This is a genomic window from Bacillus sp. NPDC060175, from assembly GCF_042728695.1.
In the GTDB taxonomy this organism is placed as follows: Bacteria; Bacillota; Bacilli; order Bacillales; family Bacillaceae_G; genus Bacillus_A.
In genome coordinates this window covers 1-21,563 of sequence record NZ_JBHWYR010000027.1, presented here as the reverse complement: position 1 = coordinate 21,563, position 21,563 = coordinate 1, and the positions used below count along the sequence as shown (strand labels likewise).

Sequence of the window (21,563 nt, the reverse complement as noted above, 5' to 3'; positions counted from 1 at the left end):
TGAACTGTGCGAAATGTCACATCTGTATTTTACAACCTCTCTTATAGTAAGGGTATGTAAGAGAGACGTATTAAAGGAGTGAACATGATGAAGAAGAAACCTTCAGCACTAATGAGACGTTTAAAATATTTTTCACCAATAGATCGTTATAACGATAATCATACACAAGAAACATATGAAGATCGTGAATGGGAAAATGTGTACAGAAAACGCTGGCAGCATGATAAAGTAATCCGTTCTACACATGGTGTGAACTGTACTGGTTCTTGTAGTTGGAATATTTATGTGAAAGATGGAATTGTAACTTGGGAAGGGCAAGAGCTTAATTATCCAACAACAGGTCCTGATATGCCTGATTTTGAACCACGAGGCTGTCCACGTGGAGCGAGTTTTTCTTGGTACATTTATAGTCCGCTTCGTGTTAAATATCCATATGTACGTGGTGTTCTTTGGAGTATGTGGCAAGAGGAATTACAGAATCATAAGTCACCACTAGATGCTTGGAAAAGCATTGTGGAAAATCCTGAAAAAGCACGTGCTTATAAAGAGGCGCGTGGTAAAGGCGGATTTATTCGTGCGAATTGGGATGAAGTATTACAACTTATTTCTGCTTCATTACTTTACACAGTAATTAAATACGGTCCAGACCGAAATGTTGGTTTTTCACCAATTCCAGCTATGTCGATGTTAAGTCATGCAGCTGGTAGCCGCTTTATGCAACTTATAGGTGGGCCGATGCTTAGCTTCTATGATTGGTACGCTGATTTACCACCAGCTTCTCCGCAAATTTGGGGTGATCAAACAGATGTACCAGAAAGTAGTGACTGGTATAACTCTGGATACATTATGACATGGGGTTCAAATGTACCGATGACGAGAACACCAGATGCTCACTTTTTAGCAGAGGTTCGATATAAAGGAACGAAAGTTGTTTCTGTGAGTCCTGACTTTGCTGAGTCTACAAAGTTTGCCGATGATTGGATTAGTGTGAAGCAAGGTACAGACGGTGCACTTGCGATGGCAATGGGGCATGTGATCTTACAAGAATTTTACGTAGATAATCAAGTGGAATACTTCACAAAGTATGCGAAGCAATATACTGATTTTCCTTTCTTTGTCACATTGAAACAAAAAGGAGATCAATTCGTCGCTGATCGTTTCTTAAATGCTACTGATATTGGACGTGAAACAAAGTTAGGAGAATGGAAGCCTGTTCTTTGGAACGAAAATACGAACGATTTTGCAACACCTCATGGCACAATGGGGTCACGCTGGGATAACGAAAAGAAATGGAATTTGCGTTTAGAAGATGAACAAACAGGTGAAAAGATAGATCCACGTCTTTCTTTACTTGGAATGGAAGACGCTGTTGGAACGGTACAAATTCCGTACTTCTCAGATGATGGAAACAAAGTATTAGAACGTACAATTCCAGTGAAAAAAATTATGACAGAAGAAGGCGAAGTGTTCGTTACAACTGTATACGACTTAACGTTAGCAAATTACGGCGTGAACCGAGGGCTCGGCGGACAAGAGCCGAAAGATTTCAATGATGATGTACCATTTACACCTGCATGGCAAGAGAAAATGACAGGAGTGAAACGAGAGCTTATTATTCAAATCGCTCGTGAGTTTGCACAAAACGCAGTTGATACGGATGGTCGCTCGATGATTATTGTAGGGGCCGGTATTAACCATTGGTTTAATTCTGATACGATTTATCGCGCAGTTTTAAATCTTGTTCTTCTCGTTGGAGCGCAAGGTGTAAACGGCGGTGGTTGGGCACATTATGTTGGGCAAGAAAAGTTACGACCAGCAGAAGGATGGCAAACAATCGCGATGGCAAAAGATTGGCAGGGGCCACCGAAATTACAAAACGGTACATCTTTCTTCTATTTCGTAACAGATCAATGGCGTTATGAAGATACACCGGTTGGACATTTAGCATCACCAATTGAGGGCAACTCTCGTTATCAACATCACGGTGATTACAATGTATTAGCAGCACGACTTGGCTGGTTACCTTCCTATCCAACGTTCGAGAAAAATGGAATTGAATTATATAAAGAAGCTGTTGCTGCTGGTGCAACAACGCAAGAAGAAATCGGAAAATACGTTGCACAAAAACTAAAAGAAAAAGAACTAAAATTTGCGATTGAAGATCCAGATAACAAAAACAACTTCCCGCGCAACTTATTCGTATGGCGTGCCAACTTAATTTCAAGTTCTGGTAAAGGCCACGAATATTTCTTAAAACATTTATTAGGTACAACAAATGGATTAATGAATGACGATAGTGATTCAATACGACCAGAAGAAATTAAGTGGCATGAGGACGCACCAGAAGGGAAGCTTGATCTACTCATTAATTTAGATTTCCGTATGGCTGGAACAGCGCTCTATTCTGACATCGTCTTACCTGCTTCAACTTGGTATGAAAAGCATGATTTAAGCAGTACGGATATGCATCCATTTGTACATCCATTTAATCCAGCAATCGGTTCACCGTGGGAAGCACGCTCTGACTGGGATATTTTCACCTCTCTTTCTAAAGCTGTGTCAGATTTAGCGAAGAAAATCGATCTTGAACCAATGAAAGAAGTCGTTGCAACACCACTTCTTCACGATACACCGCAAGAATTAGCGCAACCACTAGGTAAGGTTAAAGATTGGAGTAAAGGTGAGTGTGAACCGATCCCAGGTAAAACAATGCCGCAAATTCATGTTGTCGAACGAGATTATAAAACGATTTATGACAAAATGACAGCGCTTGGACCAAATGCTGGAAAACAACCGATTGGTACGAAAGGGATTTCTTGGTCAGCAGAAAAAGAATATGAGCAATTAAAGAGTCGCTTAGGAGTTATTCGAACGGATTCTATTGCGAAAGGTTGCCCAGACATAAAAGAAGCAATCAATGCTGCTGAGGCGGTATTAACACTTTCTTCTACAACAAACGGTCATATGGCTGTAAAAGCATGGGAAGCACTTGAAAAACAAACCGATTTAAAACTACGTGATTTAGCAGAAGAACGTGAAGAAGAATGCTTCACGTTTGAACAAATTACAGCACAGCCTAAAACAGTAATTACTTCTCCAGCCTTTACAGGTTCTGAAAAAGGTGGACGCCGTTACTCACCATTTACAACAAATGTTGAGCGTCTTATCCCTTGGAGAACGATAACTGGTCGACAATCTTTCTATTTAGATCATGACATGATGAAAGAGTTTGGTGAAACGATGGCAACATTTAAACCAATTCTACAACATAAACCTTTCCGTAAATCTAGACCGGAAGTAGAAGGAAAAGAGATTACACTAAACTATTTAACACCGCATAATAAATGGTCGATTCATAGTATGTACTTTGATTCGTTGCCGATGTTAACGCTGTTTAGAGGTGGTCCAACTGTTTGGATGAATAAAGATGATGCGGAAGAAGCTGGCGTTGCAGATAATGATTGGATTGAATGCTTTAACCGTAACGGTGTTGTCGTAGCGCGTGCTGTTGTAACGCACCGTATACCGAGAGGAATGGCATTTATGCACCATGCGCAAGATCGCCACATTAACGTGCCTGGTACAAAATTAACAAGCACCCGCGGGGGAACGCATAATAGTCCAACCCGTATTCATGTTAAACCAACACATATGATTGGTGGGTATGGCCAATTAAGCTATGGATTTAACTACTATGGTCCGACTGGGAACCAGCGTGACTTAAATGTCGTAATCCGTAAACTGAAGGAGGTAGATTGGCTTGAAGATTAAAGCGCAAGTCGGAATGGTAATGAACCTAGATAAATGCATCGGCTGCCACACTTGTAGCGTAACATGCAAAAACACCTGGACGAATCGTCCAGGTGCTGAATATATGTACTTCAATAACGTAGAAACGAAACCAGGCATTGGGTATCCGAAACAATGGGAAGATCAGGAGAAATACAAAGGCGGATGGGAATTGAAAGATGGTGAAATTCAGCTGAAATCGGGTTCGAAAATGAAGCGTCTTATGAACATTTTTCATAATCCAGATCAACCAACAATCGATGATTACTTTGAACCTTGGAATTATGATTATGAAACATTAACAAACAGCCCGCAGCGTAAGCATCAACCAGTTGCTCGTCCAAAATCAGCAATTACGGGCGAATTTATCGACAAAATTGAATGGGGTCCAAACTGGGAAGATGATTTAGCAGGCGGACATATAACAGGATTACAAGATCCGAACGTAAAGCAAATGGAAGAAGAAATTAAAACAGATTTTGAAAATGTCTTTATGATGTATTTACCACGCATATGCGAACATTGTATGAATCCATCTTGCGTATCTTCTTGTCCATCTGGTGCGATGTATAAACGTGAAGAAGATGGGATTGTTCTTGTGGATCAAAATGCATGTCGTGCTTGGAGGTTCTGCGTATCTTCTTGTCCATATAAAAAAGTGTATTTTAACTGGCAAACGAATAAAGCAGAAAAATGTACAATGTGTTTCCCACGTATTGAAGCTGGTATGCCAACGATTTGTTCGGAAACATGTGTAGGACGTATTCGGTATATTGGGGTAATGCTATATGACGCTGACAAAGTGAAAGAAGCAGCTTCTGTTGAAGATGAAAAAGATTTATATGAATCTCAGCTTACTGTTTTCCTAGATCCCAATGATCCAGAAGTAGCAGCTGAAGCGAAAAAACAAGGCATTCCTGAAGAATGGATTAAAGCAGCACAAGAGTCACCAATCTATAAAATGATTATCGATTGGAAAATTGCTCTGCCTCTTCATCCAGAGTACCGTACAATGCCAATGGTTTGGTATATCCCACCGCTTAGCCCAATTATGAATATGGTGGAAGGGAAAGGTAGTAACTGGCAAGCAGAAGAGATTTTCCCTGCTATCGATAATATGCGTATCCCAATTCAATATTTAGCGAATCTACTCACTGCAGGAGATGAATCCCACATTCGTCTTACATTGAAAAAAATGGCTGTCATGCGAACGCATATGAGAGCATTGCAAATTAATAAAGAACCAAATGAAGCAGTATTAAAAGAAATTGGTTTAACGAAACAGGATGTAGAAGATATGTATCGTCTTCTTGCTATCGCGAAATATAAAGATCGCTTTGTCATCCCGACATCTCACCGTGAACAAGTTGCTGATCTATATAGTGAACAAGGAAGCTGTGGTTTATCCTTCACAGGTGGGCCAGGGTCTTGCATGACAATTTCTTAAATAAAGGGGGCAGAAAATGATGAAACAAAGTTTACAAACTGCTTTTTCTTGTTCTTCTTTTCTTCTCTCCTATCCGGAACTTGGGTGGGGAGAAGCTTTAACTGAATTACAAGAAGAGATTGAAGCAATTGAACAGGAAGACGTTAAAGCAGCACTTACAGCATTTATAAAACAAGCACTAGATAAAACGAACGATCAATTAATTGATTGTTACGTATATACATTTGATTTTGGTAAAAAGACAAATATGTATTTAACTTATATGAACACAGGTGAACAAAGAGAAAGAGGTATTGAATTATTAGAGTTAAAACAGCATTATAAAAAATCTGGTTTTGAAGTAACAGATAAAGAACTACCTGATTATTTACCGCTTTTGCTTGAGTTTTTTGCAAATGCAAATGAGCAAGATAGTGAGCCAATTATGAGTAAATACAAGGAAAATATACAAGCGTTACACGTTCAGTTGAAAGAAGCAGACAGTATGTATGAACCAATTCTTGCAGCTATTCTCCTCGCTATCGATACATGGGGTGTACAGACAAATTAGAAAGGAGAGTTGTCAAAATGATGGATCAATTTCTATGGGTGTTGTTTCCCTATATCATTTTTGCAATCTTTATCGGTGGACATATTTTCAGATACAACTATGATCAATTTGGATGGACATCAAAATCTAGTGAACTATTAGAGAAGAAAATGCTCCGAATCGGAAGTCTATTATTCCACTTTGGGATCATGTTCGTAATTGGCGGTCATGTGATGGGGATTTTAATTCCAGAGGCTGTATACCGTTCAATAGGTATTTCTGAGCATATGTATCATGTAGTAGCAATTAGTTTCGGGCTTCCGGCGGGTGTTGCTTCTATCATCGGCTTAATTATATTAACGTACCGCCGTGTAACAGTAAAACGCATCATTGCAACGAGTACAACGGGAGATTATATTGCGCTTATTTTATTACTTATCGTTATGTTAGCAGGACTTTCTTCAACATTTTTAAATATCGACTCAAAAGGATTTGATTATCGTACAACGATTGGCCCTTGGTTCCGAAGTCTCTTTATTTTCCAACCGAAAGTTGAATATATGATGGAAGTACCTGTATGGTTTAAAATTCATATTATTGCAGCGATGGGGCTTTTCGCAGTATGGCCATTTACAAGACTTGTACATGTATTTAGTGCCCCAATTAAATATGTAAGCCGCAGCTATGTAATTTACAGAAGACGTATTCCTAATGAATTGAAAAAATAATACTGCTGTAAGCGGATAGGAGCTAGCGGGTAAAACGAAACGAGGTCTAATATGGAAGGCCTCGTTTTTGTTAATATAAGGTAACAGCCGTGTACGTGAAAATTAATAAGTAGCTTAATATGAAAACAGAGTAGCATCTATATAAGATGCTACTCGATGCTACAAACAGAGGCAGAGCAATCTTCACAAGCAATTTCACATTTTAAAAATTGTAAATCATGGATCGTAATCTTTCCTTTATTAATAGAAATCGTACCTTTTTTTTTCAAATCATTTAACATTCGATTTACACTTTCACGCGAAGTTGCACAGAAATTTGCAAGTTCTTGATTCGTTAATGGTAAATCGATGAGAATCCCATTTTCTTTTAACATACCATAACTATTTGTCATACGAATGAGAGTAGAATATAGGGCACCTTTTTTGCCGTGTAATACTAAATCTCGGAACTTCGTTTGCATTCTTCTTAAATGTTCACTAATCCATTTCATAAATTCAAATACAAGTGCGGGTTTTTGGAGTAATGCTTTTTCTAAGGCTTCACGCTTTATAACGCCTACTTCAACATCTTCAAGGCATTTTGAATTTAATAAATACTTCGCATTGTCCGTGAACAATGTTAGTTCTCCAATAATGTCATATTGCGAACAAATACGGAGTGTTAATTCTTGCCCGTCAGCACTTAGTTTACTAATTTGTACTTTTCCTGAGTGGATGATATAGAGATCTGTTGCTTCCATACCTTCTTGAAAAATAAAACTTCCTTTTTTTATCTGCATTTTATATTCAACAGATGCAAGTAATTCTTTTAAATCTTGAGATAATGTCATACTGTTTGCCACAGCGATCACCTTTCTTCTTATAAGCAATACATTTCCTATTTTGAGTGTAAGTATGATGAAAATGCAAGAGCTATTTTTAAAAAAAGTGAAATTTCAATGACCGTAAGGGGAAACAATCTCAAATTTCTAAAAAGCTACTTGTAGTAAGGAATTATATATAACTCTACGTTTTTTTAGTTGGAAAAAGAGAACAAGAAACACAATGGGAAATTTCAATGTGTAAAGAGAATGAGGCTAGAGATGTGAACAAAATTCGAACGGATTTGTGAAGATTTGTTGAATGGGGAAAGTAATGTGAGAAAAGTCACATTGAATATGTAGCTTCTTTTTTATAATAAAGGCAAATAAAAAAATTGAAAACTTACTAAGGATTTGAGTAGAAAAGAAGGGATATAGATGCACGAGAAGATGAGAGATTCTTTAGAACGGCCACTTCAAGATTTACGTATTTCAGTTATTGACCGTTGTAATTTTAGGTGCACATACTGTATGCCAGCTGAAGTGTTCGGACCTGATTATGCTTTTTTACAGGAAGAGTTTTTATTAACATTCGATGAAATAGAAAGATTAGCTAGATTATTTATAAGTATGGGAGTCAATAAAATTAGACTTACTGGTGGAGAACCTTTATTACGTAAAGACTTACCAAAGTTAATTGCAAGGCTTGCAAAGCTAGAAGGTTTAACGGATATTGGTCTCACAACAAACGGTATTCATTTAGCAAAACAAGCAAAGCTATTAAAAGAAGCGGGATTAAAACGTGTAAATATTAGTTTAGATGCGATAGAGGATCATGTCTTCCAAAAAATTAATGGACGAAATGTAAGTACAAAACCTGTATTGAAAGGAATTGAAGCAGCAAAGGCAGCTGGATTAGAAGTAAAGGTAAATATGGTTGTAAAAAGAGGGATGAATGATAGTCAAATTCTTCTTATGGCTCGTTATTTTAAAGAACAAGAAATTCAGCTCCGTTTTATCGAGTTTATGGATGTGGGCAGTACGAACGGATGGAACTTTGAACAAGTTATTACGAAGGAACAATTAATAGAGAAAATTAATCGTGTATATCCGATTGAGCCTGTTACACCTCGTTACTTTGGAGAAGTTGCAAAATTATATCGATATGTAGGGAGCAACGCAGAAGTTGGATTTATTACTTCAGTCTCTGAGTCATTTTGTTCTTCTTGTACGAGAGCTCGTATTTCGGCAGACGGTAAATTTTTCACATGCTTATTTGGAACAAAAGGAACGGATCTACGAACGCTTCTTCGAGAAAATATTTCTGATGCATCACTATTAAAAATTTTACAACATACATGGGAGTTTAGGAAAGATCGGTATTCAGATGAAAGAACGGCTGAAAGTACAAATAAACGTCCAAAAGTTGAAATGTCTTACATTGGTGGATAACGAAAGGAGGATTCCATATGCAGGAGCGTTATTCAAGGCAAGTATTGTTTTCTGGAATTGGTGAAATGGGACAAAGAAAAATAAGAGAAAAACATGTGCTCCTAATCGGTGCGGGTGCACTTGGAGCCGCAAATGCGGAAGTGCTCGTTAGGATGGGAATTGGGAAATTGACAATCGCAGACCGTGATTACGTCGAATGGAGTAATTTACAACGGCAACAGTTATATACAGAAGAAGATGCACAGCAGTGTAAACCAAAAGCAATTGCAGCGGCAGAACATTTAAGAAGGATTAATTCTGAAGTGGAAATTGTACCAGTTGTAACGGATGTCACAATGCAAGAAATGGAAGAGTTAACAAAAGAAGTGGATCTTATTTTAGATGCGACTGACAATTTCGATACGCGCCTACTTATAAATGACATTTCACAAAAAGAAAATATACCTTGGATATACGGTGGTTGCATTGGAGGTTACGGTGTAACGTATACGATTCTTCCAGGGGAAACGCCATGCTTTCGCTGCCTAATGGATCATCCTATGGGCGGTGCAACATGCGAAACAGCAGGAATCATTCAGCCAGCTGTACAAATGGTCGTTGCTCACCAAGTAACAGAAGCTATGAAAATATTGGTGGATGATTTTCAGTCGTTACGAGGGACAATGTTATCATTTGATATTTGGAACAATCAATATCTTTCATTAAAAGTAAATAGGCAGAAAAAAAGTACATGTCCATCTTGTGGAAATTTACGCACGTATCCAAGTTTAACGTTTGAATCACAGATGAAAACAGAAGTGCTATGCGGAAGGAATACGGTTCAAATCCGTCCGGGAGTAAAGGGGATTCTTAATTTAGAAGAAATTCAAAAGCGCTTACAAAAAAGTGTGAATGTCAAAAAAACACCATATTTACTATCGTTTCTAATTGATGACTATAGTTTTGTTTTATTTACAGACGGTAGGGCGTTTATTCATGGGACTAATGATCTGAAAATGGCAAAACGGTTATACGCAAAGTATATAGGGTGAACATAAAGAAAGTTTTTCCCTATCAAAACGAGGTGAAAAAAGAATGTTAGAAAAACGTATACCAATTCCAGTGGCAGAAGCAGTCGCGCGTGTAATGGAGTACGCTCATCGAGGTGAAACTGAAAAGGTTGCACTTATAGAAAGTTATGGACGAATCCTTGGAGAAGATGTTGTTGCAGATCATGATGTTCCGCATTTTGATCGCTCTCCATACGACGGATTTGCGATTCGAGCGGAAGATACAAAAGAAGCAAGTAGCAGTACCCCCATTCAGTTCGAGGTGATTGGTGAAATTGGAGCAGGTTTTGTTTTTACAGAAGAAGTGAAACCATTTCAAGCTGTACGTATTATGACAGGAGCCGCGATTCCAGTGGGGTGTAATGCTGTTGTTATGTTAGAACTAACGGAATCGTTTGAAGAAAACGAAAAGACTTATATGAAATTAAAACGCTCTTTTGCGTCTGGTGATAACATTTCTTTTAAAGGGGAAGATGTAAAACAAAATGCCATCCTTGTGAAAAAAGGAACTCCTATTAACCCTGGAGTAGCGGCGCTTCTTGCTACGTTTGGTTATAGTTCAGTACATGTTGTAAGACAGCCGATTATTGGAATTGTAACGACAGGAAGTGAACTGCTCGAAGTACATGAACAACTGAAACAAGGCAAGATTCGAAATAGTAACTCCTATATGATTGCTGCTCAAGTTGAACGAGCAGGTGGAGTCGTACGGTATTATGGACAATTCGTTGACGATTTAGAGACGTGTTATAACACTGTAAAAAGAGCAATGAAAGAAGTCGATATTTTAATTACAACTGGTGGTGTTTCAGTAGGGGACTATGATTATTTACCTGCTATTTATGAGAGATTACAAGCTAATGTACTTTTCAATAAAATAGCGATGCGACCAGGAAGCGTGACAACTGTAGCTGAGCTAGAAGGAAAACTATTATTTGGTCTATCTGGTAATCCTTCTGCTTGTTATGTCGGATGTGAACTATATGTTCGACCAGTAATTCGAACATACTTGCATAGGAAAGATTCGCATGTATATCGTGCAGAAGCGATTTTACAGAAAGATTTTCCGAAAGCAAACCCATTTACTCGTTTTGTAAGAGGGAGAGTTGAAATTGTAGATGGCCAATTGCAAGTTACACCAGTTGGCTTAGATAAATCAAGTGCAATTTCTTCACTTGCAGAAGCGAATGCATTTATCGTTTTACCGGGCGGAACACGAGGATTTGAAGCAGGAATAGCTGTTTCGGTACTGTTATTAGAATCAAACGTAGGAAGCGAGTGGCCATGGGAAGAACCACCTCGATCGTACAAGTAATAGAAAAATAGATTGATGGCTTCTTCGCGGATTATGATTTATACAAAGATAAGAGGTGCAAGATGACACATACGTATTATGAAGTAATTGATACGCCTATTTCAATTGAAGATGTTACAAGTAAAGTAATTCGACGTGAGTGTGGTGCAGTTACTACTTTTATTGGTACTGTCAGAGAATTTACGAAAGGACGTCGTACACTATATTTAGAGTATGTAGCTTATAAGACAATGGCGGAAAAACAGCTTGCGAAAATTGGTACCGAAGTAGAAGAGAAATGGCCGGGGACATATGTGGCAATTACACATCGCATTGGTACATTGCAAATTTCTGATCTTGCTGTTGTTGTAGCTGTTGCTACACCACATCGGAAAGCGGCCTATGAAGCGAATGAGTATATTATGGAGCGTATAAAACAAATTGTTCCGATTTGGAAGAAAGAGTTTTGGGAAGATGGTGAGTCATGGATAGGTGATCAGTTAGAGAAAACAGCATATGTAAATGGTGAACCTGAACAGGAGATGAGAACATGATTGAAGTACTATTATTTGCACATTTGCAAGAAGAAGTAAGTAAGCCGGCCTTGCAAATAGATTGTGAAAATATTACGGTTGCTGAGCTAAAGGATGTTCTTATAAAGAAATACAACGTAGCAATTTCAAACGAGATTATGGTCGCTATAAATGAAGAATACGCAAATGAGGACGACATCATTCAAACTGGTGATGTAGTAGCAATGATTCCGCCAGTAAGTGGTGGTTGATTCTTTTCAGTCTAATCATGTGAGTACGTGATTAGACTGGAGGGAATTAATATAACTATGCATACATAGGAGGGAACAGGATGAAAAGTCCTAATTTTCAATTAAGTTTACAAACTTCTAATCTAGTTATCGGTTTTATGGTATGGGTCATTTTATCATCATTAATGCCATATATTAAAGCGGATATTCCATTAACTGCGGGAGAAATTTCTATGGTCACAGCAGTACCGGTTATTTTAGGTTCTATTCTTCGCATTCCAATTGGTTATTGGACAAATCGTTTCGGAGCAAGAAAGTTATTCTTTATTAGTTTTATTCTATTATTATTCCCTGTCTTTTATATTAGTGTTGCCAATTCTATGATGGATTTAATTATTGGTGGCTTATTTGTAGGGATTGGTGGGGCTGTATTCTCTGTAGGGGTAACTTCTTTACCGAAATACTTCCCGAAAGAGAGTCACGGTTTTGTAAATGGTATTTATGGTGTAGGTAACGCCGGAACAGCAATTACTTCATTTTTAGCACCTGTCATTGCAACTTCATTTGGCTGGAGAACGACAGTACAGTGTTATTTAGTTTTACTTGCAGCATTTGCACTTATGAACTTTTTATTAGGCGATCGTAAGGAAAAAAAGGTGAATACACCATTAATGGAACAAATAAAAGGTGTATATAAAAATGAAAAACTTTGGTTTCTATGTATCTTTTACTTTTTAACATTTGGATCATTTGTTGCATTTACAGTATATTTACCAAACTTTTTAGTATCTCACTTCGGATTAGAGAAAGTAGATGCAGGTATGCGGACAGCTGGATTCATCGTATTAGCAACAATCATGCGCCCAATTGGTGGTTGGCTTGGTGATAAATTTAATCCATTTAAAATATTAATCTTCGTATTTATCGGTTTAACACTTTCAGGTATTATTTTATCATTAATGCCTAGTATGAACGTGTATACATTTGGTTGCCTACTAGTTGCATTCTGTGCAGGTATTGGAAATGGTACAATCTTTAAGCTTGTTCCAATGTACTTCTCTGAGCAAGCAGGGATTGTAAATGGAGTTGTATCAGCTTTAGGCGGACTAGGAGGGTTCTTCCCACCATTAATTTTAACATTACTATTCCAACTGACAGGCCATTATGCAATTGGGTTTATGGCGTTGTCAGAAGTAGCACTTGCTTGTTTAATCATTACAGTGTGGATGTATAGTCAAGAGAAGCTGTTAGTGATGTTAAAGAATAATTAATAGGGGAAAAAAGAACCGTCCCAAAGTATTCTGGGACGGTTCTTTTAGGAATAGGCTTCGTCATGTTTTATCGTTAAGTCGATATAATTACATTTACTATCACTATCTTAACAAAAGCTTGTTTTCTAAAATAGTGTGGTTTTAAAATGAAAAACAGAAGAGTTATGGAATTTTATGTTAAAATATAGATAACAGGTGTTATTCAATTAAAGGGCAGGTTAGTTGAAGAAATGTTAAATCTCTTCCAAAGGTAGAACTAATTTTTAGAATACAAATATTTAATTTGATCGGGGTGTTTAGATGAAAAAATTATATAAGTCTACTCAAGATAAACAAGTATCAGGTGTATTAGGTGGCTTAAGTGATAAGTATGGAATTGATGTTAGTATCCTTCGAATAGTAACTGCATTGTCAGCCTTTTTTACTAGCGGAATAACAGTGTTAATTTATATAATAGCTGCAATTGTTTTGCCTACAGATAAAGAAATTAAGGGATAAATGTATAAAATCAAAGCTAATTCAACAAACGTCTCTCAAAGAACGTTTGTCCAAAGTTAATTAATATTTTATAGCTAAGAAATAGATTACAATTTGCGAGTACGAGAAAGTCTTTTTATAAGATTAGGAAGGACAGAAGTTAACTCTTGCTTCATACGTTTTGTAAACGATGGATCCTTACCTGAAGTTGAAATAGTGACAACATATTCATCATTTCGGATGACACCAGGTGTGTGAAAGGATGATTCTGTACCATCACTTACAACGTTAACCCACTGGAAATCATGAGCAGCTTGTTTGACCATCATATTGACAGCATAATGATTTGTAGCTGCATAAATAAGATGAGCATCTTTAATATCATCATTCGTAAAAGTTTTTTGCTTCCATGTAATATAAGGAAGTTCCTTCATTTTCTCGCAAATCTCTGGGCTGACAACGGTGACAAAAGCGCCTGTATCCTTTAATCCAGACGCTTTTCGATATGCAATTTTACCTCCGCCAATTATAACGACCACTTTCTTATGTAGATTAAACATAAGAGGGTACATGCTATACATACGCACATTCCTCCATTCGTTCTAATAAAGCTGCCTTCATATATGCATCAAATTGAAGACAGTTGCAAGTCGTAACGTGATCATACTTTTTGGTATGCAACTTAATTTTTTGAAGCAGCAAACCGGTAAAGAGAAGGTACGGCATGACATATACATGGGACGCAGTCGATGTTATAGTCCTGAGCTCAGCAGTAAACGAGGGAGTTCCTTTCGTTAAAAAGGAACAACATACTGGCATACCGAGTTTTCGTCCGGCAGCTGCTCCAATTTGTTGTAATTCATAAATAGGCTGAGGATCACTACTACCTCGTCCTACGAGTAAAACGCTACTACTTTGCATTGGTATAGTTTCACGTATTCTTTTCACTACAAGTTCAACCATATGCGGATGCGTACTAAAAGGTGGCGCAACTGAAAATGTTATATGTGGATATTTCTTTTGCACTTGCTCTATTTCAAAAGGAATATCACGTTTATAATGAGCTGCCGCAAATAATAAAACAGGTACAATCATTATTTCAGTTGCTCCCTCTAGTATCGCTTCTGTAACTGCATCATGAATGGTAGGAGTTGTTAGTTCAAGAAAAGCTATTTTTTGAATTCTTTCGTTACGTTCTTTCATAACAGAGTGAATAAAGTGAATGAATTGTTCGTTACCTTCTTGTAGTCGGCTACCGTGTCCAACATATACAATTCCTTTCATCGTGCCACCATGTCTTTCTTCATAACGATTTCTTGTAATTGATGATCTACGTTATGAAACCCGACTTTATTCGCATAGTGTAAAGTTGGAACATCGGTATATGAGAAGGGAAGAGTAAGAATATCTATAAAGCCAAGGCGTTTTACTTCTGATAGAAACGTATCAATTGAAGCACGTCCTTCAAATACAATGCTATCCCATGAGAATTCAGAAAGCATACGGGAATGAATTTCATCGAAGCGATGATCAATTGTATACTCATGAGTCATCATATAAGATCCAGCACCAATTTTTTCTTGAATGAAAGCAATTCGATTAATATTCCGGCCTAAATAAACAGTTGTATCGGAAGAAAACTGTGCTTGTTTACTTAATAGTCCATATTGCATCAGCTTTTCTTGAGTGGCACCGTTCATATATTGCGGTTCTGCCTGTAAGGAACGAATATCTTTATGATGTTTACTACATGATTGCATCAAGATTTCTACACTCTCAGCTGAACAAAATACAAGGCGATTAACGCTAAAAACTTCATTGACTTGTTCAGAGGTTAATGTGTATTTTTCCTTTTTGAAAGTTGGAATTTGATATATTTCTGCACCGTATTCTTGTAACATTTGTTTTATTGCACTTTCTTTATTTGCTGCGGATGCAAACAAAACTTTCTTGCTGTGTAATGGTTTACGTTCTTTCCAAGCGATTTGGTTACGTAAGGAAACGACATCACCAACAATCGTCATGGAAGGGTTAGAAATATTTTCGGTTTTGACGTTATGAACAATGGTTGCTAGTGTCCCTATGACAACGCGCTGCTTTCCTGTTGTACCCCATTCAATGACTGCTACTGGCGTATCTTCTTTTTTTCCTGCTTGTAGTAAGTTTTCACAGATTGTAGGTAAGTTTTTTATACCCATATAGTAGGCGATTGTGTCGCTGTTGTGGGATGAATTATATTTTCCATGATCGGTTAAAGGACCTTTTGCATGTCCAGTTAGTAAAGTGACGCTATTACTGTAGTTACGGTGGGTGAGGGGGATACCTGCATAGCTACTAGCGGCGATGCTAGATGTAATACCTGGTACAATTTCATACGGAATGTCCGCTGCTGCTAAAGTTTCTGCTTCTTCACCAACACGGCCAAAAATAGATGGATCCCCGCCTTTTAAGCGTACAACGGTTTTTCCTTCTTCCGCAAATTGAAGGAGGTGGGCGTTAATCATTTCTTGTCGCATAGTATGATTTTTCGGCATTTTTCCGCAATAAATAAGTTCGCATGTTTCTTTCGTATAATTAAGAAAGGTAGGATTTAATAAGCGGTCATATAAGACAATATCTGCACGCTTTAAGCAGTCTATCGCTTTTTTTGTAATAAGCCCTTCATCACCTGGTCCTGCACCAACTAAATATACATATCCGTTCATATTCGCACCTCATCTATTTTTATTTAAAAGGAAGCCAGGGGAGGCCTCCTTTTGTCGATTACATGTATAGATAAATATCCCCGTCAATAACTTCTACTTCGTACGTTTGAATACAACCGTCATCAGGTTTTTGAACTTCACCTGTTAGTAATGAAATTTTCCAATCATGTAGTGGGCAAAAGACGAATTCCCCAGATACAATTCCTTCGGCTAATGGACCGTTTTTATGAGGACAACGATTTTCTACAGCTCGAACATCGCCATTTGAGAGACGAAATAGGGCGATAGACATACCTTTCATTTGCACCTCTTTACCAATTTGAATAGGAAGGTCTTCCGCACGCATAATTTTTATTTTTTCTTTCGTTTGTAACATATAGTGCACGCTCCTTATTTTACAGTTTCTACTTCATACATCGCTTTTAGTGACTTCGTTTCAAGTGCTTGTCCCCATGCTTCTGTATATGTGCTACGAGCTGTTTGGAAACGCTCATTTAACATAGTGATCATACTTGTATCTTGTAGTATTTCTTTTATGTGATCGAAGCTTAATCGTTCTGTCCAATAGGCAGTACGTTCACCGTAAATACCAGTTTCACGATAATATTGCATGTAAGCTGTAGCGATGCGAAGAACATCATCTTCAGTAGGAACAATCATTACAAAATCAGCTTCACGTACTTCTGTACCACCATTTCCGCCGATATACAGTTGATATCCATTTTCGACACAAACAACGCCAAAATCTTTCGTAAGTACTTCCGCACAGTTACGTGGACAACCCGTTACACCCATTTTCATTTTATGAGGTGTATCTACCATTTCTAATGATTGTTCAAGTAGCATACCAAGCCCTAATGAATCTTTCGTACCGAAACGACAGAAACGAGAACCAACACATGATTTTACATTACGAAGGGATTTTGAATACGCATATCCAGAAGTCATATTTAAGTCAGCCCATACGTTAGGTAAATCTTGTTTCTTAACACCATATAAACCGATTCGGCTCGCACCTGTAATTTTCACAAGAGGAACATTATATTTTTTTGCGACTTCAGCAATTTTCATTAAATCATCTGCTGTTGTAACTCCGCCGTACATACGTGGAATAACAGAAAATGTACCATCATGCTGGATGTTACCGTTCATTCTTTCATTAACGAAACGGGATGATTTATCATCTGCATATTCTTTCGGAATCGCCATACGTAAATAGTAGTTTAATGCAGGACGACATTTCGAACATCCGTCTTCATGTACAAAACCAAGTACATTTCGTACTTCTTTTGGTGATTTTAAACCTTTCTCATGAATCGCCGCTACGACTTCATCACGTGATAAAGTTGTACATCCACACATACCGGTAGATTGCGTTGAGGCATCAAAAGCATCTCCAAGTGTATGAGATAAAATTTGTTCAACAAGTGGGCGACATTTCCCACAAGACCCTGCAGCTTTCGTGCATCCTTTAACTTCTTCAAAAGTTGTTAAGTCCTGTTCTAAAATTGCATGAACAATTGCACCTTTTGTAACACCGTTACAACCGCAAACAGTGTCATCAGCACTCATAGTAGCAACGTTAAGTTCACTTTCTTCACCAGCTTTGTGAAGAAGGGAAGCGGATGTATATTCTTGTATATCTTCTTCTTTCTTTAACATGCTAAAGAGGCGTGTACCATCAGCAGTATCACCATATAAAACAATACCAACGACTTTATTGTCACGAATCAATACTTTTTTATAGGAACGTTTACATTCATCAAAGATTGATATTGCTTTCGTTTGATCATCTTCATAAATTTGGCCAGCAGAGAATAAATCACAACCTGCAACTTTCAATTGTGTACCAACGATACTACCCACATATCCATCAGTTTGTAAATTCGTTATATGCTTTGCTAATATTGCGCCTTGTTCATAAAGGGGAGCAACAAGTCCATATGCAATACCGTCATGTTCTGCACACTCTCCAACCGCATAAATTGATTCTTCATTTGTTTGCATGTAGTCATTGACTACAATGCCGCGATTTACAATTAAGCCAGCATCTTTTGCTATTTGAGTATTCGGACGTATTCCGACAGCCATGACGATTAAATCACAATTTACAATTTCACCATCTTCAAATTGAATAGCCTCAACATGGTCTGTACCAAGAATCTTCACAGTTTTCTTTTCCATAAGAAACTTCATGCCTTGCGCCTCTAAATCCTCACGCAGTAGGGAAGCAGCTTTGGAATCTAGTTGTTGCTCCATTAAGTTCGGCATTAAATGAACAACATGTACGTCCATTCCTAAGTCAATGAGGCCCCTTGCTGCTTCTAAACCAAGTAATCCACCACCAATGACAACGGCCTTTTTCTTATCTTTAGCGGTATTAATCATAAATTGTGTATCTTCAATTGTTCGAAACCCTGTCACACCGGAAAGGGCGGAACCTTCAATAGGCAATATAAAAGCACTAGAACCTGTTGCGATAATGAGTTTGTCGTATGTAAGAGTACGACTTTTTTCTGTGACAATAACCTTTTCTTCTCGGTCAATACTTTGAACTCTCTCGTTTGTATATAAAGTTATCCCATTTTCTTCGTACCAACTATATTCGTTCATAATGATATCTTTCATATTTGTTTTGCCTTGTAGAACATGAGAGAGCATAATGCGATTGTAGTTTGGATGCGGTTCATCTCCAAAAATAGTAATATTATATAAATCACTATCATGTTTTAATATTTCTTCCATACAGCGTATTCCAGCCATACCATTTCCGATCATAACTAAACGTTTTTTCATATTCATTTCCCCTTTTATGTGAAATGTTGAACAAAGAATTATATTTCTATTATAGAAAATCAAAAAAAGGGGAGATGTGATATTTATCACATTTTTATAATGATTCACAAATTGTTAAAATTCGGATGTATGTGAAGGGGGAAGCGAAAGGATAGACGGATGCTTAATAGTCTGTAGGGGAATGAATAAACTCCCATTGATTAGAAGTTTTACTTAATGAGAGAATATGTTTTTTAGTGGAATTAAAGAAGAGAGGAAGGAGGAATAATCAGTTTGGAATGAAGAATTCTCCATAATAGGCTGTAGTTATTCTTCTGAAAGTTCTTTAAAGAGGAAGACCTCTCGTAAATGTTTTTTAATCATTTTTTCTTTCATAAATACAACTCCTTAATGCTACCTGATATATTCCTTCGATAAATTAAATTATATCAAGCTGTCCAGTGAAACGGTGGGGGAACGTGTGAATAGTTTTTACAAAATGAAAAGCAGGACATGAGTAAAAATGCTCATGTCCTGCGCCGTAATTATGCTTTTGTAATTGCACGCGGAAATAAAATGTTATTTTCCAAATGAATATGCTCAAATAAATCAGATTCAAGAGCTTCAAGGCGCTGGTAAACAAGGCGATAGGTGCCGCAAGCTCCTTCTGGAGGAGTAAAGTCATTGGTCACTTTACGAAGTTCTTTAATAATATTGCCAGCATGGTTATGCTCATTTTCCAGCTCATCTACTACTTTACGTAATTTTACATAGTTTTCATCAGTTGGATTTTGTTCGAATTCTAAAATTAATGGGAAATCTTCCGTTTCTTCTTTAATTAGATGCTGTTCTAATTCAATCTTAAGTTCATGAAATAGCTTATGAATTTGGGCTAAATGAGGCTGACCTACCCCATGAACGCGTAATACTTTCGTCACATATGGACTTAACTGTGGCAACTCTTCATTTAAATAGCGATGATGCTTATTTATAACATAATCAATCAATTCGCGATAAGAAGCATTTTTCCAATCAATTTCCGATTCGTTTAATAGTTTCGTTTTATGATAAAGCGTGTTTAATTTTGTGATTACCTCTGTTGCTGATAAATTTCTTTCATTAATTGCATCAATAAGTGGTCTATTTCCACCACAACAAAAATCTATTCTATATGATTTAAAAAGATCACTAGCTTTCGGAAATTGTGTAACAATTTCACCAACAATAGAAGTTTCAGTAAATGTATGTTCCATATGAATGCCTCCATAGAGTTTAAATTTAATATCTAGATCAAGAATAGCGATAAATTAAAATCAATGTGGTGATTTAAATCACTTATTATGTGTCATTTTTGAGAATAATAAAAGGAGTTTTATTTAAGTAAGAGGAAGCGTAATTCGTCGCAATACTTTACGATAATAAAAAAAGAAGCTTAGTAGAAGCTTCTTTTTTTATTACTATCTTTCACACGCAACTCCATCGCCATCACGATCAAGTTTAGAGCTATATCCTGGTTGGTCTCTATATAATGGAGCTTTCCCAGCATTTTTAACTTCAGTACAATTTTTGAAATATGTATTACTATTGCTTCCAGCAGCCGGTTGTGTTTGAGTTTGCTGTGCTTTTTGTTGTTCCTGTTGTACGCGAGCTTGCTCAGCAGCTTGACGTTGTTGTTCTTCTTGTTGTTTGTGAGCTTGTTCAGCAGCTTGACGTTGTTGCTCTTCTTGTTGTTTGCGAGCTTGCTCAGCAGCTTGACGTTGTTGCTCTTCTTGTTGTTTGCGAGCTTGTTCAGCGGCTTGACGTTGTTGCTCTTCTTGTTGTTTACGGGCCTGTTCTTCAGCTTGACGCTGTTGCTCTTCTTGTTGTTTACGAGCTAGTTCTTCAGCTTGGCGTTTCTCATCTTCTTGCTTACGAGCTAGTTCCTCAGCTTGACGTTTCTCATCTTCTTGTTTACGAGTTTTTTCGTCATCTTCTTTCTTTTCTAATTCCTTTTTCTTTTCGTCATCTTTTTTCTCTTCACTATTAGAAGCGACTTGTTTATTCGTTGCTGTCGTTTTTTCAGAAGAAGGACTTGAAATACCTGATAGCGCAACAAAAATGACAAATAAAACAGCTGTAATTATAAATTGTTTTTTTGCTACACCTGTTTTCTTAATAACAGATAATATTGCAAGAACAAGGAAAAATATAAATAGAATGAAACTTAAAGTAGAAAAAAATTCGACGACTGGGTGTTCAGATTCTGTTGTGCCGGTCACCATTAAGACAATTGAAATCATAAAAAGAATAACAGTTGGACGACCATATTGTTTTGCTTTTCCATTTTTCTTAAAGAATGAAATGATACATAAGATTAAAAGAATGATAGCAATCAAAAATAAAGCTACACCAATATTACTCAAAATAGCCATTTTCATACCTCCATTTGTAAGATTTTCTCTATTGATTATATAGGAACTTATTGGATATTACACGTTTTATATC

The 21,563-nt window shown here is 37.2% G+C and carries 19 protein-coding genes; 11 read left to right on the top strand and 8 right to left on the bottom strand.

Going from position 1 to position 21,563, the window contains the following annotated elements:
- Nucleotides 1–84: 84 nt before the first annotated feature.
- The 4 genes from ACFWDE_RS15095 to narI are packed head-to-tail and all read left to right on the top strand — an operon-like array spanning nt 85 to nt 6,493.
- Nucleotides 85–3,771: a nitrate reductase subunit alpha gene (locus tag ACFWDE_RS15095; protein WP_377893154.1), complete on the top strand. Its 3,687-nt coding sequence runs from the start codon at nt 85–87 to the stop codon at nt 3,769–3,771.
- Nucleotides 3,761–5,236, top strand: coding sequence for a nitrate reductase subunit beta (narH, locus tag ACFWDE_RS15090; protein WP_377893152.1), 1,476 nt, complete (start codon nt 3,761–3,763; stop codon nt 5,234–5,236). The genes ACFWDE_RS15095 and narH overlap by 11 nt, the downstream gene beginning before the upstream one ends.
- Nucleotides 5,237–5,255: 19 nt before the next feature.
- Nucleotides 5,256–5,786 (top strand): nitrate reductase molybdenum cofactor assembly chaperone, encoded by a 531-nt coding sequence (gene narJ / locus ACFWDE_RS15085; protein WP_377893189.1) that lies wholly within the window; start codon nt 5,256–5,258, stop codon nt 5,784–5,786.
- A gap of 17 nt (nt 5,787–5,803) precedes the next feature.
- Nucleotides 5,804–6,493 carry a respiratory nitrate reductase subunit gamma gene (gene narI, locus ACFWDE_RS15080; RefSeq protein ID WP_377893150.1) on the top strand — a complete coding sequence of 230 codons (690 nt, stop codon included), beginning with the start codon at nt 5,804–5,806 and terminating at the stop codon, nt 6,491–6,493.
- A 149-nt stretch (nt 6,494–6,642) separates the two neighbouring features.
- Here the strand turns inward: narI and ACFWDE_RS15075 are convergent, their stop codons facing one another.
- Entirely contained in the window at nt 6,643–7,335 is a 693-nt protein-coding gene (locus tag ACFWDE_RS15075; RefSeq protein ID WP_377893149.1) for a Crp/Fnr family transcriptional regulator, read from the bottom strand.
- Between the two features lie 396 nt (nt 7,336–7,731).
- Here ACFWDE_RS15075 and moaA point away from each other — a divergent pair, with 396 nt between their 5' ends.
- The 7 genes from moaA (at nt 7,732) to ACFWDE_RS15040 (ending at nt 13,620) form a co-directional block, all read left to right on the top strand.
- Nucleotides 7,732–8,745: a GTP 3',8-cyclase MoaA gene (moaA, locus tag ACFWDE_RS15070; RefSeq protein WP_377893147.1), complete on the top strand. Its 1,014-nt coding sequence runs from the start codon at nt 7,732–7,734 to the stop codon at nt 8,743–8,745.
- A gap of 17 nt (nt 8,746–8,762) precedes the next feature.
- A complete protein-coding gene (locus ACFWDE_RS15065; RefSeq protein ID WP_377893145.1) occupies nt 8,763–9,776 on the top strand; it encodes a molybdopterin-synthase adenylyltransferase MoeB in 1,014 nt (337 codons plus the stop codon).
- A 43-nt stretch (nt 9,777–9,819) separates the two neighbouring features.
- Nucleotides 9,820–11,109, top strand: coding sequence for a molybdopterin molybdotransferase MoeA (locus tag ACFWDE_RS15060; protein ID WP_377893143.1), 1,290 nt, complete (start codon nt 9,820–9,822; stop codon nt 11,107–11,109).
- Between the two features lie 62 nt (nt 11,110–11,171).
- Nucleotides 11,172–11,642 carry a molybdenum cofactor biosynthesis protein MoaE gene (locus ACFWDE_RS15055; protein WP_377893141.1) on the top strand — a complete coding sequence of 157 codons (471 nt, stop codon included), beginning with the start codon at nt 11,172–11,174 and terminating at the stop codon, nt 11,640–11,642.
- Nucleotides 11,639–11,872 (top strand): molybdopterin converting factor subunit 1, encoded by a 234-nt coding sequence (gene moaD / locus ACFWDE_RS15050; protein WP_377893139.1) that lies wholly within the window; start codon nt 11,639–11,641, stop codon nt 11,870–11,872. Before ACFWDE_RS15055 ends, moaD begins: the two co-directional genes overlap by 4 nt.
- 80 nt (nt 11,873–11,952) lie before the next feature.
- Entirely contained in the window at nt 11,953–13,122 is a 1,170-nt protein-coding gene (gene narK / locus ACFWDE_RS15045; RefSeq protein WP_377893137.1) for a nitrate transporter NarK, read from the top strand.
- 300 nt (nt 13,123–13,422) lie between these two features.
- Nucleotides 13,423–13,620: a PspC domain-containing protein gene (locus tag ACFWDE_RS15040; protein WP_033710387.1), complete on the top strand. Its 198-nt coding sequence runs from the start codon at nt 13,423–13,425 to the stop codon at nt 13,618–13,620.
- 86 nt (nt 13,621–13,706) lie between these two features.
- Here the strand turns inward: ACFWDE_RS15040 and ACFWDE_RS15035 are convergent, their stop codons facing one another.
- From ACFWDE_RS15035 to ACFWDE_RS15005, 7 genes are all read right to left on the bottom strand, one after another.
- Nucleotides 13,707–14,180 carry a precorrin-2 dehydrogenase gene (locus ACFWDE_RS15035; protein ID WP_377893135.1) on the bottom strand — a complete coding sequence of 158 codons (474 nt, stop codon included), beginning with the start codon at nt 14,178–14,180 and terminating at the stop codon, nt 13,707–13,709.
- A complete protein-coding gene (locus tag ACFWDE_RS15030; RefSeq protein WP_377893134.1) occupies nt 14,173–14,883 on the bottom strand; it encodes a sirohydrochlorin chelatase in 711 nt (236 codons plus the stop codon). The genes ACFWDE_RS15035 and ACFWDE_RS15030 overlap by 8 nt, the downstream gene beginning before the upstream one ends.
- A complete protein-coding gene (locus tag ACFWDE_RS15025) occupies nt 14,880–16,304 on the bottom strand; it encodes a uroporphyrin-III C-methyltransferase (RefSeq protein WP_377893133.1) in 1,425 nt (474 codons plus the stop codon). Before ACFWDE_RS15025 ends, ACFWDE_RS15030 begins: the two co-directional genes overlap by 4 nt.
- 58 nt (nt 16,305–16,362) lie before the next feature.
- A complete protein-coding gene (gene nirD / locus ACFWDE_RS15020) occupies nt 16,363–16,680 on the bottom strand; it encodes a nitrite reductase small subunit NirD (protein ID WP_377893131.1) in 318 nt (105 codons plus the stop codon).
- Between the two features lie 14 nt (nt 16,681–16,694).
- Nucleotides 16,695–19,100, bottom strand: a complete 2,406-nt coding sequence (gene nirB / locus ACFWDE_RS15015) for an NADPH-nitrite reductase large subunit (RefSeq protein ID WP_377893128.1) — start codon at nt 19,098–19,100, stop codon at nt 16,695–16,697.
- A gap of 524 nt (nt 19,101–19,624) precedes the next feature.
- Complete coding sequence (ric, locus tag ACFWDE_RS15010) at nt 19,625–20,332, bottom strand: iron-sulfur cluster repair di-iron protein (protein WP_377893127.1); 708 nt, start codon at nt 20,330–20,332, stop codon at nt 19,625–19,627.
- A gap of 204 nt (nt 20,333–20,536) precedes the next feature.
- Complete coding sequence (locus tag ACFWDE_RS15005; protein WP_377893124.1) at nt 20,537–21,490, bottom strand: excalibur calcium-binding domain-containing protein; 954 nt, start codon at nt 21,488–21,490, stop codon at nt 20,537–20,539.
- Between the last annotated feature and the right edge of the window lie 73 nt (nt 21,491–21,563).

What these genes read in the sequence shown, in the direction of transcription:
- ACFWDE_RS15095 (WP_377893154.1), top strand. Translation starts at nt 85, where the DNA reads ATGATGAAGAAGAAACCTTCAGCACTAATGAGACGTTTAAAATATTTT.
- narJ (WP_377893189.1), top strand. Translation starts at nt 5,256, where the DNA reads ATGAAACAAAGTTTACAAACTGCTTTTTCTTGTTCTTCTTTTCTTCTC.
- narI (WP_377893150.1), top strand. Translation starts at nt 5,804, where the DNA reads ATGATGGATCAATTTCTATGGGTGTTGTTTCCCTATATCATTTTTGCA.
- moaA (WP_377893147.1), top strand. Translation starts at nt 7,732, where the DNA reads ATGCACGAGAAGATGAGAGATTCTTTAGAACGGCCACTTCAAGATTTA.
- ACFWDE_RS15065 (WP_377893145.1), top strand. Translation starts at nt 8,763, where the DNA reads ATGCAGGAGCGTTATTCAAGGCAAGTATTGTTTTCTGGAATTGGTGAA.
- ACFWDE_RS15060 (WP_377893143.1), top strand. Translation starts at nt 9,820, where the DNA reads ATGTTAGAAAAACGTATACCAATTCCAGTGGCAGAAGCAGTCGCGCGT.
- ACFWDE_RS15055 (WP_377893141.1), top strand. Translation starts at nt 11,172, where the DNA reads ATGACACATACGTATTATGAAGTAATTGATACGCCTATTTCAATTGAA.
- moaD (WP_377893139.1), top strand. Translation starts at nt 11,639, where the DNA reads ATGATTGAAGTACTATTATTTGCACATTTGCAAGAAGAAGTAAGTAAG.
- narK (WP_377893137.1), top strand. Translation starts at nt 11,953, where the DNA reads ATGAAAAGTCCTAATTTTCAATTAAGTTTACAAACTTCTAATCTAGTT.
- ACFWDE_RS15040 (WP_033710387.1), top strand. Translation starts at nt 13,423, where the DNA reads ATGAAAAAATTATATAAGTCTACTCAAGATAAACAAGTATCAGGTGTA.
- ACFWDE_RS15035 (WP_377893135.1), bottom strand. Translation starts at nt 14,180, where the DNA reads ATGTATAGCATGTACCCTCTTATGTTTAATCTACATAAGAAAGTGGTC.
- ACFWDE_RS15030 (WP_377893134.1), bottom strand. Translation starts at nt 14,883, where the DNA reads ATGAAAGGAATTGTATATGTTGGACACGGTAGCCGACTACAAGAAGGT.
- ACFWDE_RS15025 (WP_377893133.1), bottom strand. Translation starts at nt 16,304, where the DNA reads ATGAACGGATATGTATATTTAGTTGGTGCAGGACCAGGTGATGAAGGG.
- nirD (WP_377893131.1), bottom strand. Translation starts at nt 16,680, where the DNA reads ATGTTACAAACGAAAGAAAAAATAAAAATTATGCGTGCGGAAGACCTT.
- nirB (WP_377893128.1), bottom strand. Translation starts at nt 19,100, where the DNA reads ATGAAAAAACGTTTAGTTATGATCGGAAATGGTATGGCTGGAATACGC.
- ric (WP_377893127.1), bottom strand. Translation starts at nt 20,332, where the DNA reads ATGGAACATACATTTACTGAAACTTCTATTGTTGGTGAAATTGTTACA.
- ACFWDE_RS15005 (WP_377893124.1), bottom strand. Translation starts at nt 21,490, where the DNA reads ATGGCTATTTTGAGTAATATTGGTGTAGCTTTATTTTTGATTGCTATC.